At 62.5% G+C, this 13,273-nt stretch carries 12 protein-coding genes and 2 tRNA genes; 4 read left to right on the top strand and 10 right to left on the bottom strand.

Annotated elements, in window-relative coordinates; genetic code table 11:
- Nucleotides 1-85: 85 nt before the first annotated feature.
- Nucleotides 86-172 (bottom strand) — tRNA-Leu (locus tag ACV4UY_RS03840).
- Nucleotides 173-324: 152 nt separating this feature from the next.
- Nucleotides 325-402 (bottom strand) — tRNA-Arg (locus tag ACV4UY_RS03835).
- 174 nt (nucleotides 403-576) lie between these two features.
- Between ACV4UY_RS03835 and ACV4UY_RS03830 the strand changes: the two genes are divergently transcribed.
- Nucleotides 577-3,075 (top strand): ABC transporter permease, encoded by a 2,499-nt coding sequence (locus tag ACV4UY_RS03830; protein WP_491606327.1) that lies wholly within the window; start codon nucleotides 577-579, stop codon nucleotides 3,073-3,075.
- Between the two features lie 77 nt (nucleotides 3,076-3,152).
- On the opposite strand, the gene ACV4UY_RS03825 is transcribed toward ACV4UY_RS03830, so the two are convergent.
- Both ACV4UY_RS03825 and ACV4UY_RS03820 read right to left on the bottom strand, forming a co-directional pair.
- Entirely contained in the window at nucleotides 3,153-3,626 is a 474-nt protein-coding gene (locus ACV4UY_RS03825; protein ID WP_420904711.1) for a chemotaxis protein CheD, read from the bottom strand.
- Nucleotides 3,627-3,629: 3 nt separating this feature from the next.
- On the bottom strand, nucleotides 3,630-4,523 hold the full coding sequence (locus ACV4UY_RS03820; protein ID WP_491606326.1) for a sensor histidine kinase: 894 nt from the start codon (nucleotides 4,521-4,523) through the stop codon (nucleotides 3,630-3,632).
- A 151-nt stretch (nucleotides 4,524-4,674) separates the two neighbouring features.
- Here ACV4UY_RS03820 and ACV4UY_RS03815 point away from each other — a divergent pair, with 151 nt between their 5' ends.
- On the top strand, nucleotides 4,675-5,172 hold the full coding sequence (locus ACV4UY_RS03815) for a putative molybdenum carrier protein (RefSeq protein WP_491606325.1): 498 nt from the start codon (nucleotides 4,675-4,677) through the stop codon (nucleotides 5,170-5,172).
- On the opposite strand, the gene ACV4UY_RS03810 is transcribed toward ACV4UY_RS03815, so the two are convergent.
- From ACV4UY_RS03810 to ACV4UY_RS03795, 4 genes are all read right to left on the bottom strand, one after another.
- Nucleotides 5,153-5,452: a YciI family protein gene (locus tag ACV4UY_RS03810; RefSeq protein ID WP_491606324.1), complete on the bottom strand. Its 300-nt coding sequence runs from the start codon at nucleotides 5,450-5,452 to the stop codon at nucleotides 5,153-5,155. The genes ACV4UY_RS03815 and ACV4UY_RS03810 overlap by 20 nt on opposite strands.
- 58 nt (nucleotides 5,453-5,510) lie before the next feature.
- Complete coding sequence (locus tag ACV4UY_RS03805) at nucleotides 5,511-5,834, bottom strand: hypothetical protein (protein ID WP_491606323.1); 324 nt, start codon at nucleotides 5,832-5,834, stop codon at nucleotides 5,511-5,513.
- Nucleotides 5,835-5,964: 130 nt separating this feature from the next.
- Nucleotides 5,965-7,182, bottom strand: a complete 1,218-nt coding sequence (locus ACV4UY_RS03800) for a cation diffusion facilitator family transporter (RefSeq protein WP_491606322.1) — start codon at nucleotides 7,180-7,182, stop codon at nucleotides 5,965-5,967.
- A 110-nt stretch (nucleotides 7,183-7,292) separates the two neighbouring features.
- Entirely contained in the window at nucleotides 7,293-8,180 is an 888-nt protein-coding gene (locus ACV4UY_RS03795; protein WP_491606321.1) for a DMT family transporter, read from the bottom strand.
- A gap of 306 nt (nucleotides 8,181-8,486) precedes the next feature.
- Between ACV4UY_RS03795 and ACV4UY_RS03790 the strand changes: the two genes are divergently transcribed.
- Nucleotides 8,487-9,659, top strand: a complete 1,173-nt coding sequence (locus tag ACV4UY_RS03790) for an ankyrin repeat domain-containing protein (RefSeq protein ID WP_491606320.1) — start codon at nucleotides 8,487-8,489, stop codon at nucleotides 9,657-9,659.
- 102 nt (nucleotides 9,660-9,761) lie between these two features.
- On the opposite strand, the gene ACV4UY_RS03785 is transcribed toward ACV4UY_RS03790, so the two are convergent.
- Nucleotides 9,762-11,027 (bottom strand): hypothetical protein, encoded by a 1,266-nt coding sequence (locus ACV4UY_RS03785; protein WP_491606319.1) that lies wholly within the window; start codon nucleotides 11,025-11,027, stop codon nucleotides 9,762-9,764.
- A 214-nt stretch (nucleotides 11,028-11,241) separates the two neighbouring features.
- On the opposite strand from ACV4UY_RS03785, the gene ACV4UY_RS03780 reads away from it, so the two are divergent.
- On the top strand, nucleotides 11,242-12,816 hold the full coding sequence (locus ACV4UY_RS03780) for a GlcNAc-transferase family protein (RefSeq protein ID WP_491606318.1): 1,575 nt from the start codon (nucleotides 11,242-11,244) through the stop codon (nucleotides 12,814-12,816).
- Between the two features lie 26 nt (nucleotides 12,817-12,842).
- On the opposite strand, the gene ACV4UY_RS03775 is transcribed toward ACV4UY_RS03780, so the two are convergent.
- Nucleotides 12,843-13,121 carry a hypothetical protein gene (locus ACV4UY_RS03775; RefSeq protein ID WP_491606317.1) on the bottom strand — a complete coding sequence of 93 codons (279 nt, stop codon included), beginning with the start codon at nucleotides 13,119-13,121 and terminating at the stop codon, nucleotides 12,843-12,845.
- Nucleotides 13,122-13,273 lie beyond the last annotated feature (152 nt).

The following is a 13,273-nucleotide window of genomic DNA, read 5'->3' as shown; positions in this document are numbered from 1 at the left end:
TGGAACGCCTTGGAAACAAAAAAGCCAGCAACTGTTTAATTTTGCTGGCTTCTTGTATATTCTTGGTACTCTTTGGAACCGAATGTGGTGCCGAGAGTCGGAGTCGAACCGACACGAGCTCACACCCGCCAGATTTTGAGTCTGGTGCGTCTACCAGTTCCGCCATCTCGGCACGAGCACGCATACTAGCAACATCGCGGGTCCGAGTCAAGGATGTTGTTGAGGTCCGTGGCCCATGTCGTGAGCTGGGTGTGGTCCAGGCGTGACCCGCAAACCAAAACAGCCACCCTTGCGGGTGGCTGTTTTGGTTTCGTTTTTTTTGAATGGCGCGCTCGGAAGGATTCGAACCTCCGGCCTATTGGTTCGTAGCCAATTGCTCTATCCGGGCTGAGCTACGAGCGCTTGCGAAACAGTTCTGCTTTATAATCCGTGACGCGGCTGTCGTCAAGCGGCAAAATGTCTTTTTCAACGGTTTCCATCAAAAAATGTTCGTGGCGTTTCTGGCATGGAGCTTTTGGGGGCGTTGCGGGGTGGATTCTTCCGTTTTCTGGCCTGGATGAACAAGCGAAAAAAAACATGAAAGCCATTTGGATCATTGCCGTGCAGGGGTTGCGCGGCGCGCGCGGGGATTTCTGGATCTTTGCCCTGGCGATCCTGCTGAGCGTGGCCATGGCCACCGGGGTGGCCACCTTGACCTCCGGGTTGCGGGCCGGGGTCGATCGGGAGAGTCGGCAGATGCTGGCCGCGGATTTGCGTCTGGAATCGACCGCACCCCTGCCCGACGCGCTGCGTGCGCGCCTGACCCGGCCCGATTGGCGCGTGGTGGAGAACCTCGAGTTCAACGCCATGATGCGCAATCCGGCCACCGGGGCGAGTCTGCTCGTGGAGGTGCTGGTCGCCGCATCCGGCCATCCGTTGCGCGGGGAGGTGGAGTTGGCATCCGGGATCCCGCTCGCGGAGGCGTTGCGTGGGGATGGGGCGGTGGCCGAGGGCGTCGTGTTGGAACGCCTGGGCATGCGCCCCGGCGCACGGTTCGAGCTGGGACGGGCCAAACTGCGACTCGCCGACCGACTGGCCCGGGAACCGGATCGGGTGGTCCGTTTCTTTCGTTGGGGGCCACGCCTGATCATCCCCCTCGAGCAGGTGAACGACACCGGATTGCTTGGTTTCGGCAGTCGGGTCACCCATGTCACCCTGATCCGACTGCCGGAGGGGGGCGATCCGGCAGTCGTGGCCCGAGAACTCACCGAGGAGACCCTCGGCACCGGCATCCGGGTGATGACCCCCAACGATGGCCAGATGTCGGCTCGACGCTTCATCGACCGCTTCACCCTCTTCATGCGCCTGTTGACCCTCCTGACCCTGCTCTCCACCGGCAACGCCATGGCCGGCGCCATGGCTGCCCACGCCCGCGAGAGTCGGCGTCAGGTGGCCATTCTCCAATCCCTCGGCGTGGGACATGGGGCGATTTTGGGGATCTTCATGCTGCGCATCCTGCTCGTCGCCCTGCCGAGCGCCCTGGTGGGGGCCTTGTCGGGCAGTGGCTGGCCGCTGTTGTTCGATTCCCTGGGGATGGATGCGGGGGTGACCACGGGATTTTCCGCCACGATCTTTCTGTCTGGCGTCGGCGGCGGTCTCCTCGGCAGCCTGCTCTTTTCGTTCGGCGCCCTCTGGAGCCTGCGTTCGGTTTCTCCGCTGGGGCTGTTCCGGGCCGTGGCCTGGAGCGGTGGCGGCGAGTATCTTCGCGCCCGTTGGCGTTGGGGCGTCCCTTTTGGCCTGGTGCTGCTCGCCGCGCTGGCGGTCGGCGCCCAGGACGGCTGGAAAACGGCGCTCCTGCTGGTCGCGGGGTTGAGCGGCGGTCTGCTCGTCCTCACCCTGCTGGCCCGCGCCATGCTCTGGCTGCTGGGAAAGGTGCAACCCGCCTCCCTGGCGTGGCGGCTCTCCCTGCGCGGCCTGACCGCCCATGGCAACGGTACCCTCGGCTCCCTGGTCTCCCTGGGACTCGGCATGGCCACCCTGGCCACCATGCTGCTTCTGGAACGCAACATCGACCGGCAGTTGACCGAACGGTTGCCCGATCGGGTCGCCAGCTTCTTTTTGCTCGATCTCCAGCCGGATCAGGAGGCGCCACTGCGGGAGATGGCCAGTCGTCATCTCCATCAGGCCGACGATCTGCGCGTCACCCCGGTGGTGCGCGGTCGGTTGCGTGCCCTGAACGGTGAGGAGGTGACCGGCGCGGTGGCGGCCAGCCATCCCCAGGCGTGGCGCTTCCAACGGGATTACGTCCTTACCTGGGCCGGGGAACCGCCGGTGGGCAATCGGATCATCCAGGGGCGCTGGTGGTCGGATCCGAACGCCAGGGAGGTCAGTCTGGAGCGGGAGATGGCCAGGGATCTGCGTCTCGGTCTCGGGGACGCTCTCACCTTCTCGATCCTCGGGGTCGATGTCACCGCCACGGTCACCAGCATTCGCGAGCTTTCCTGGTCGGACATGAATCTGAATTTCTTCGTGATCTTCGCGCCAGGCGTGGTCGAGGGGGTGCCTTTCTCGCATCTGGCCAGCATCCGTCTCGATCCGGACCGGGAGGAGCCGTTTCGCGCCGAGGTGACGCAACGCATGAACAACATCTCCCTGATCGCCGCCCGCGAGGTGATGGAACGTGCCAGGGAGATGCTGGAAAGGCTGATCGGTTCGCTTCGTCTGGCCGGTGGCATGGCGGTCGTGGCCGGGGTGATCGCCCTGCTGGTCGCCATCCTGCTCCTGGAGCGTGGGCGCGTTCGGGAAGCCGCCATCGCCCGCCTGCTCGGGGCCCGGCAGGGGGACTTGCGTCAGGTGGCCTGGCGGGAGTTCCTGATTCTCGGGATCTGCGCCAGCGGCGCCGGGGTGATCGTCGGGCAGGGGGTCGCGTGGGCGGTGATTCGATTCATGTTGCAAGACCGTTGGGATTGGTTGCCGGGCATCACCGTCGCCACGCTGACGGGTGGGGCGTTGCTGGTGGCCGGGACGGGATTTCTGGCCGCGCGACGCGATCTGGAGCGTCCGATTCTCGAGGCGTTGCGCGCCCGTGAGGATTGAGCCGGGTGTGGCCGGGATCGGAGGTGGACGGGGGAGATGCGGCTGGATCCGGGAGGTGCCTTGGGTCGGGTGGACCATCAGGTCGGGGCGGCCCGTTTCATCATGATCGTGCCGTCCACGGTGTTGAAGATGATCTTGCGACTGTAATCCCCGCCCATGTCCGAGGCGATGATCGGGATGTTCTCCCGCGCCAGATGGTCGATGGCCACCTCGATGTTGCGCTCGCCGACGTTCAACAAACCCGAGGAGCTTTTGATCACCGCGCCCCCTCCGAATACCTTGGCCACGATGTTGCGGCGCATGCAGCCCATCTCGTCCATCCGTTCGATCAGCTTGGCGATGGCGATGTTGCCGAATTTGGGGGAGGGGAGGCCGTCACCGTTCCACAAGGGGAGTTTGTAGTGGTTCATCCCGCCTTCCTTGCGCATGCGATCCCACAGGCACACCGCGATGCAGGAGCCAAGGACCGTGGTGATGACATACTCCCCGTTTTGCGCGAACAGGGCGCCAGGCAGCAGGAAGGGCCTGGACGGATCGGTGCCGGTGGTCATGGCTCAAAAAGCCTCGATGCCGTCGTCGTCGCCGAAAAGGAAATCGTTGCCATCCACCGAGAAGGTGTCTGCGTCCGCGTCGCCGGGCAACTCCGGGATCGAGATGGTGAAGGTGGCGCCCTTGTTGTCGGTGGAGTTCACCGAGACGGTTCCGCCCATCAACTCGATGATCGCCTGAGTGATGGAGAGTCCCAGGCCATGCCCCTTGTGGCTCTTGCGCAGGCCGGATTCGCCCTGGACGAAGCGGTCGAACAGGCGATGCAGTTGCGACATGTCGATGCCGTGTCCGGTATCCGAGACCCGGAGGGTGAGGTGATCGTCGATGATTTCGGCCTGGATGGTAACCCAGCCATCCTCCTGGTTGAATTCGATGGCGTTGGAGAGCAGATTGGCGAAAACCAGTCCCAGGCGGTCGGAATCGGTTTTGAACAACAACTTCTCTGGTTGGGAGGCGAAGTCCACGGTCAGGCGTTTGCCATCGATCAGGTGGCGGAACGAGGCGAGGGTGCTGGTGACCAGGGCGTTGACATCCAGGATGGAGGGCTGGAGGGTGGTGTCGCCGGCTTCGAGTTCGGCGGCGGCGAAGATGTTGCGCAGTTGGAAGTCGAGGCTGAAGGCTTCGTTGTAGATGAGGGCGGCGGCGCTGGAGACGCTTTCCGGATCTCCGGCGGACGATACCAATTGTTGTGATATTCCTAAAATACAAGAAAGGGGATTGTTGATTTCGTTTTTCATATGAGAAACGAAATTGCTTTTCACCTGCTCTGACAACTGAAGTTTATGGTTGACATCCTCCAGTTTTTTGCTGATCATTTTAACGTCATACAAGGCCTGTTTGGTCTGATCGAAGCGTTTTTTCAACTCGGCTATGAGTTCGTCGTCACTGAGGATATCCATGATCCAAGTCTCCAAAAATGATTTGGTGCATCCAGGGAAGCGAGAGCCATGCTACACCAAAAAAACGATAAGTGCCAGTACTGGCAGACTTGAAATAAGTTTGGGGTAACTCTATTATATGTAGAATTATTTCTAGCCAAGAGAGGTACCAGTGTTTAATCGAATCATTTCAGGTGGTCAAACCGGCGTGGATCGGGCAGCCTTGGATTTTGCCATGTCCCGTGGAATACCCGTGGGGGGGTGGTGTCCAAAGGGACGCAAGGCCGATGATGGTCCCATCGAACCAACCTATCCGCTACGTGAGACCCCCAATGCGGATTATCGTCAGCGCACCTTCTGGAACATGCGGGATTGCGATGGCGCCTTGATCCTGCATCGCGGACAGTTGAGCGGGGGAACGCTGCTCACCGCGCAGCTGGCCCGCTCCATTCAGAAAGCGCACCGACTGATCAATCTGAACCGGGAGGTGGATCTGGCCGAAATCCGCGATTGGATACGCAGCCATCGCATCCGCGTGTTGAATGTCGCTGGACCGCGCGAACGCGGCAACCGCGGCATTCACGCCCAGACGCTGGCGTTTCTGGATGCCTTGTTGGGTGGGGAGCCGACCTGGACACCGTGGGTCGAGATCACGGAAGAACCTTCCTGAAGGGTTGGATCGCGACGCGGGTGTAAACCCCGGCCAGCACATACGGATCCGCGTCGGCCCACGCCTGGCATTCGGCCTGGGTGGGGAAATCGGCCACGATCAGGCTTCCCGAGAATCCGGGCGTCTCGGGAGCGTCCGGGGTGGCGCGGGGAAAAGGACCGGCCAGCAGCAGGCGTCCTTCGGCGTTCAGGGCATCGAGACGGGCCAAGTGGGCCGGTCTGGCGTTAAGTCGCAAGGGGAGGGAGTCCGGGGTGTCCTCGCCGATGATGGCAAAATACATGTGTGTTCCTTCCCGAAATGGCCTGGTTCGCGGCGCGTGGGGCCTTCACCAGGGCCGGTTACCCCGCGCTCCCTTCCGGGGGGGCGGATTGACTGACCTCCTGGCGGATCTGCTGGGCGATCTCCTTGAGCAGAACGGCATACTCCTCGGGCGCCACTTCACGCAGGGCATGCAGCGCCTTGCGATATTCTTCCTGTTGCGCGTCGTATTCGGACTGCAAACGAAAAAGCTGGGTCTGGGAGACGGTATCCAGCCAGGAACCGTCCCGAATGGCATGGATGCGGGCCTCGGAGTGTTTGCGGAAGGCCAAGTGCGCCTGGATTCCAAGCTGGATGGCACGTTCCTTTTGTCCGAGAATCTCCCTGTCGAGCGCGTGATTCATGCCGGTCCGGTGGCCAAGTGTTAATGAAGGTCACCATTCAGCTTACAACCCGCACGCGCATTCGACAAGGTATTGAAAGTCAGAATCCCCATTTTCCGGACTTTCTGGTCTCGGGGTCCGCTCCGCGTCGTCACCTGGGAAGGCGCGATTGCTCCACCAAGGCCAGACTGGTCTTCACCTCGACGATCCGCGCGTCGGAACTTAACAGTCCGTCGCACAGCCGTCCCACTTCGGCGTGCAGGCTCTCCAATCCGCTGCCCGCCTTCACCCGCAACACCAGATCCAGATGAATGCCGGTGCGCGAGTAGTTGGGATAGAGACGGTCCACCCCCTCGATCGCCCCATCCGTCGGCAACAACGTTTGCAACACCGCCAGAATCTCTTTTCGGGTCGCGAAGATCGGCATGCTGGCGGCCATGTCGTCCTCGGTATCCACATGCACCACCACCTCGGTGATGGCATCCACGTTCTTCAACAGACCATGCCGGACTTTTTCGGCCACCTGATGTCCCTCGGAGACGGTCAGATCCATCGGCACCACCACATGCACGTCCACGATGATGTCCGGACCGAGTTGACGCGGAGTGACGAAATGGGCGGAGAGCACCTCGGGAATCGAATGGATCAGGTCATGGATCTGCTGACGGGTCTCCTGGTCCACCGCCGTCGAGGCGTCGGTCAACTCCTGGATCGCCTTGTGGCCGATCTCGAAGGCCACCTTGCTGACAAAGAAGGCCACGGCGATGGCGGCAACCGGGTCGAGGATCGGAAAACCCAGCAGCGCACCGCCGATGCCGAGGGTGGCGGCGATGCAGGAGATGGCATCCGCGCGGTGGTGCCAGGCGTTGGCCATCATGATGTTCGACTTGATCCGGCGTCCCACCCGGACCGTGTATTGGAACAGGGCCTCCTTGATCACCACCGAGCCCATGGCGATCCAGAACGCCAGGTGACCGGGTGCCTCGAGGTTCGATTCGCTCATGCGATGCACCGCGTCGATCACCACCCCGCCGGCCACGATGATCAGGATCAATGCCAACAGGAGGGTGATCAGCCCCTCGAACTTGCCATGTCCGTAGGGGTGCTCTTCGTCGGGTTTCTTGCGGGCGATCTTCATGCCGGCCAGAACCACCAGATCGAAGAGCAGATCCGCTCCGGAGTGGGCCCCTTCGGCGACCAGGGCGGCGGAACCGGCCATGAAGCCGATGACCAGTTTCCCGAGGGTGAGCAGGGTGTCGCCGCCGGTTCCCACCAGGGTCACCAGGCGTGCCTCGGCGTAGTGGCCCTCCTTGTTGCTGACGATTGGACCGAAGTGTTCGTGGGCGTGACTGGTTGCGTGATCGGTCATGCTGGGTATCCTTGAGTGAGTAAGTCTTTAAGTCCTTTTGGGCCGGATTGTCAGGCCAACGCGCGTGAATCTAGCAGATCCAGATGAATCGAAACTGAATTCGGAATCGGTCACCCCGATTGGAGGCGTGACAGGGAGAGTCTCGGCCAGCCCCACTGATAGAGCGCCAGACCGGTGAGGATCAGGAGCGTGCCGGCCACCAGTCCGCTCTGGATCTCCTCGTGGTTGAGGGCGGTCCCGAGCCACAGGGCCACCGCCGGGGCGCTGAGGGTGACCAGGGCGGCGTTGGCGGGACGGACGCGGCTCAACAGCAGGTAGAAGCCGACGAACCCCAAGCCGTTGGCCACCACGCCCAGGTAGAGGATGGCGGCCACGGCGCGGGGTGGCACGGTGACCGGCCAGGTGTGGTCGGTGAGGATGAAAAAGAGCAGGAACAGCGGAAACGCCACCCACAGCGACCCGGCGGCGACCCAGAGCGGCGAGATGCCGTGATTCCACCGTTTGATGCCGACATTGCCCGCGGAATAGATCAACACCGACAGCAGGATCACCGCGATGCCGACCGGGGTGCGCTCTCCGCCGGCGTGGCCATGGGCGAAGATCGTCAGCAGTCCGAGCAGTCCGAGCAGCGAGCCGGACCATTGATGTCGGGTGAAGGGTTCCTTGAGCCAGGCGGTGGCCAGCAGGCCGGTGAGGATCGGTCCGAGACCGAAAAGCACGGAGATCCATCCCGATGGGAGGTGGCGCGCGCCCCAGTAGACGCAGATCAGGCTGGCGAAAAGGTTCAGTCCGGCGATCACCGACACGGTGAGCAGTTGAACCGGGGGCGCCGGATGTTTTTTCAGCCAGGGCAGCAGTGGCAGGAACAGCAGGGCGCCGATGGCGATGCGGGTGGTGACCGCCAGGGCATAACCGATGCCATCCTGGCTCCACTGGATCGCCATGGGGGTGCTGCCCCAGATGAGGGTCACCATCAAGAATACCAGCCAGGTCGGCATGTCATCGATTCCGTGTGGTTGATCTGGAAGTGGCGCTGGAAAGATCACTATAGACCAACCATGCGCGGGAATGCAAAGACGGTGAGTCTCTCTTTCGGGGGGTCACCTTGTCAACCTTGACGCCTGGGGTTGGATCGGAAGGCAAAGGATGACGCGAAACGGGGAGAATGTTTCCTGGAACAAGATGTTGTGGGTTGCAGGCATGGTAATTGCAATACATTGTTTCATCGCGATCGCGCCAGCGACATCGCCCACGATCGACATCACAATCAATCCACGTTGGCCTGACAGGATCGATTCAAGACCATGACGCCCTCTTTGATCCCTTCCACGTTCCGGACTTTTCATCGCGCCACCCTGAGTGCTCTCGCGGCCCTGGGTGCGTGGAGCCTGTGCGCCTCCCCGGCGTGGGCCGAATCCGTGCCTGCCCAGGCGGTGCAAACCACGTCCGAGATCCCCGCCACCTCGCGCACGGCACTGCATCAGGCGATCGAGGCCGATAGCCCCGACGCCGCCCTGAAGTTGATCGCCGCCGGACAACTGATCAATACCCCGGACGGCTTTGGCCTGATGCCCCTTCATTTCGCGGCCATCAAGGGCAAGGCGGATCTGGTGGATGCACTTTTGAAGCAGAAGGCCGAGGTCAATGCCCAGGATCGGCGCGGCGACACCGCATTGCACATGCTCGCGGCCAATGGCGGAAACGAGGATCTGGCCCGGCTGCTGCTTAAAACGGGTGCCAAGCCGGATGTGCCGAACCGTACCGGTCAGACCCCCCTGCACTGGGTGGCTGCCGAGGGCAATCTTCATCTGGCCCGGGTACTGCTGGCCGCGCGCGCCAATCTCAACAGTCAGGATGAGGGCGGTGATACGCCGTTGCAATGGGCCGCCGAGGCCGGGCACGACAAGATGGTCGCCCTGCTGGTGGAAAACGGCGCGGATCCGAATCTGGCCAACCGCCAGGGGCGTACCCCGCTTTTCTGGGCCGCCCGGTTGGGGGATATTCCCATGGCCGAGTATCTGTTCGCGATGAAGGGGCGGGTGGATGTGCGCGCCGAGTCGGGCGATACCCCGTTGCACTGGGCGAGCGGCGAGGGGCATGCCGCGATGGTGAAGTTCCTGATTCGCTGGATGAACGACATCAACCCGTTGGCCGAGTACCAGGAGACCCCGTTGCACTGGGCGGCCATGCGTGGTCATGCCGAGGTGACCGGCATTCTGCTCGGCCATGGCGCCAATCTGGACGCCAAGGACAAGATCGGCAACACCCCGTTGACCTTGGCCAGGCAAAAGGGGCACGACGGGGTGGTCAAACTCCTGGCCGCGCGCGAGGAGGATCTGAAATTCGTCAAGAAGAACGCTGCCAACGCCATGCGTGCGTCAGCGAACGTGCGGGATGGCGCCTCGGCAGCGTCCGCATCGGGTGTCGGGGCGCGGTTGCCCGCCGGCAACGTGACCGCTCCTTCCGGCAACCGCTGATCCCCAGGCAGCGTTCGTCCTGACGCGTCGTTCGTTTTTGGCCGCCTGGTCGCTCCGAGGGGGAGCGCAGGGTTCAGAGGCGGTCAGGCAAACGCCGAACGCTCATCGCTCCGCGGCATCTTCCGCGCATGCCCGCACCTCGCGTCCGTTCCAGGTCCAACCGATACGCCGCGCTTGCACGCCACCCCGATCAACCGGGGTGGCGCGCACGATGCGCGGCGCGTTTTCCGGATAGTCGATCCGGGGGGGTGCGGCGATCGGAAGCCCATCCAGACGCGGGGAGGCGAGGGACCAGACAAAACAGGGCACGCGCCAGGTCGATGCAATGGCCGGATTTTTCAGATCATAACTCTCCACCGCCACTTTGAGCCGTTTGGTCAGACGGGCGGTGGCGCCCGGAAACCGCAACGCGCCAACTTGAATCTCCTCGCGTCCGCCCTCCCGAGTCGAGCGGATCACTCCCAGTTCCAACCACACATGCTCCCGGCTCGATTCGTCCGCTCGGGCGCGCAGGCGCAGAGTCACTTCACCGGTTCCGGGCTCGAACGGCTTGCGTACGCTGACAAACCGCCCCTCGTAGGCCCCGATCTCCGAGAATCCTCCCGGCGCGGTTTTCAGATCCCGCGGATCCTGGGAGTCCCACCGCGAGAAGATCGCACCCGGTCCATGCAGCTTGTCATGCAGTCGCAACTCGGTTTGCAGCCCGAAATAAAACGAGATGCCGTTCAAGGCCGAGTGCAATTGCAGATAGAGACGTCCGCCATCCAGCGGAAACGGCTCCAGGGTCAGAGGAATGGCGATCTCCGTGACCGGCGCCTCCCGTTGCCAGGGATAGGTGATGTACACATAGTGCCAACAGCAGGTGCCGCGCTGGTTCGGTCTCTTGTCGGCGCCGAACTGCTGGTGGCGGGTGGCGCGGTTCACGGCGATCCGTTCCGTGGGCGCGGCTGAGGGGCGCGTATCGTTCGGATTGGACTCCACCTTGAAAGGCGCCGATTGCGCCCCCGACACCGAGCGCAACCGCACCTCGGCATGTTCCGCCTGGTTGCGTGCCACGCAGCGGGCATCCAACACCCGCCCATCCGGATCCACCTGGCTGACCGGTTCCTGAACCCTCTTCCCCTCCGCTTCCATCCGTTCGATCAACAGTTCCACCGGATCCGCGCCGGTCACCCGATACAGCCCTTCGAGCCGGATCCGGCCTGCTCCACACCCCGGATCCTCCACCCGGCGCACCTCCTCCAGGGTGGCCTGGAGCGGGGCAGGGGTGGGCGTTGCATCGGCATGAACCGGTGCGCTTGCCAGCATCAGCCAGGCCCAACCCACCCAACCCATGTGAGCGCGATGCTCGATTCCGAACCGGTTCATGCTGCCTCCAGGTGCCTGTATTGAGGTGTTAAACCATACCTGGCTTGGGATGTGTGGTTTTTATTGGTGAAAAAAAAAGAGAAGGTCTGGGATGGAATCTCCCAGACGCTCTCTTTTTTTTCAACGGAAAAAGCGACATAATCCAGACCGGGTTCGGTTTGAGTCGTCAACTCCCCATCCCGTGACCGCATCACCCCACATCCAGGACCGTTCCATGGATCACGTCGCAACCGCCACCCTGTTCGTGTCGATCGCCAGCTATCGCGACAGCGAATGCGCGCCCACCCTGGTGGATCTCTTCGCCAAGGCACGCCATCCCGAGCGGGTCTCTGTCGGGGTGTTGTGGCAGATTCTGCCCGACGTGGATGGCCCGGAGTTCACCGCCGTGCCGGATGCCTGGCGCGACCAGGTACGCGGACGGATCGTGCCGGTCGCCGAGAGTCGCGGGGCCTGCTGGGCGCGCAGCCTCATCCAGACCGAGTTCTTCGGCAACGAGGCCTATTTTCTCCAGATCGACAGCCATACCCGCTTCGATCCGGACTGGGACGTGAAGCTGATCCGCATGCTGCACGCCTGTCCTTCGCCCAAACCGGTCCTCTCCACCCATCCCAACAAATACCTCCCCCCGGACGAACGACTCGCCAAGGGACTGCCCCATCTGCGCGCCAAGAAGTTCAACCGCGACGGCATCCTGATTCCGCAAGGGGAGTATCTCTCCCTGGACCCCAAACCCGAACAGCCTCCGCCGGCGGCCTTCATCGGCGCGGGCATGGTGTTCGCCAAGGGGAGCATGGTGGACGAGGTGCCCTATGATCCCTATCTCTACTTCCACGGCGAGGAGATCACGCTTTCGGCCCGGCTCTGGACCCACGGCTATGACCTGTTCACCCCCAACGACGTGATCCTTTACCACGACTATACCGAACGGGAGCGCAACAAGCACTGGGATGATCACCGTGGCGACTGGAACCGGATGCACAAAAACGCCGTGGCGCGCCTGGAACATCTGTTGGAAGTGCGTCCCTCCACCGATCCGGAGGTGTTGCGGGAGATCGAACGGTATGGCATGGGGCGGGTGCGCACCCTGGATGGCTACATGGCCCATGCGGATGTGGATCTGCGCCGGCGGGTGATCGGCACGCGCGGATCGGATGGCCACTTTCCGTCCCATCCGCCCACCTCCGGGATCGGCGTGGAGATCGAAAGGATCTTCACCCGCATCCATGCCGAGAACACCTGGGGGAGCCGGGAGACCCGCAGCGGCGAGGGGTCGGAGTTGCGCGCCACCAGCGAGTTGCGCGCCCGGCTCGAACAGACCCTGGCGCGTCTGGGGGTGCGGGTGCTGGTGGATGCCGGATGTGGGGATCTGAACTGGATGGCCGGGGTGTCGAAGGGGTTGGATCTTTATCTGGGCTACGACGTGGTGGAAGAGCTGATCCGCCACAACCGCACGTTGCATGGCAACCGTGCCAACCATCTGTTCGGGGTGGCCGAGATTTGCCACACGGTATTGCCCCGCGCGGACGGGATTTTATGTCGGAATGTGTTGACCCATCTGCCCAACGATCTGGTTCTCAAGGCGTTGCGCAACTTCAAACGCGGCGAGAGCCGCCATCTGTTGGCCACCACCTTTCCCAACGCGGTCAACGAGGAGACCACCCTCGGCCACTGGCACAAGGTGAATCTGACCGCGCCACCGTTCGCGCTCCCGGAACCGATCCTGTTGATTCCGGATGGCAAGGCGCGTCATGAGCGGTTCTTGGGGGTGTGGCGACTGGCGGATTGGTGAACCCGCCAGTCGCTCCATGGGGGTGATCAGCAGCGACCGTGCATGATGCCGAGTTTTTCGGCAAAATATTCATCCTCGTTCAACGGCGCGGTCGGCGGACGAAACAGCCAGTTGATCTCGTTGGCGGTCAGGCTTTCGTTGCCCCGGAGGTGACCACAGAGGGTACGGCGTTCGCGCTCGAGCATTTTCAGAGTGTTGTACAGCGCGTTGATGCGCTCCTCGTTGGCATCGAGCAGCGTTTTGGCATGCAATCCCGCGTGTGGCATCTGATCGGCGTTCAAACCGGCCATGGAAGGTGCGCGCATGGTCAAATCCCCTTGATTCTCAACGTGCAAATGCGTCATCCCATTGGCGATTCGCTCGGATGACAAAGAGCGGATAACCGATTGCATGCAGGAACGGGACCAGAGACGCTATAGAGTTTCGTTAAGCATACCAAGGAGCGGTTCGGACGCGC

Source organism: Candidatus Magnetaquiglobus sp. (assembly GCF_058402785.1).
This window is presented reverse-complemented; position numbering and strand designations above follow the sequence as displayed.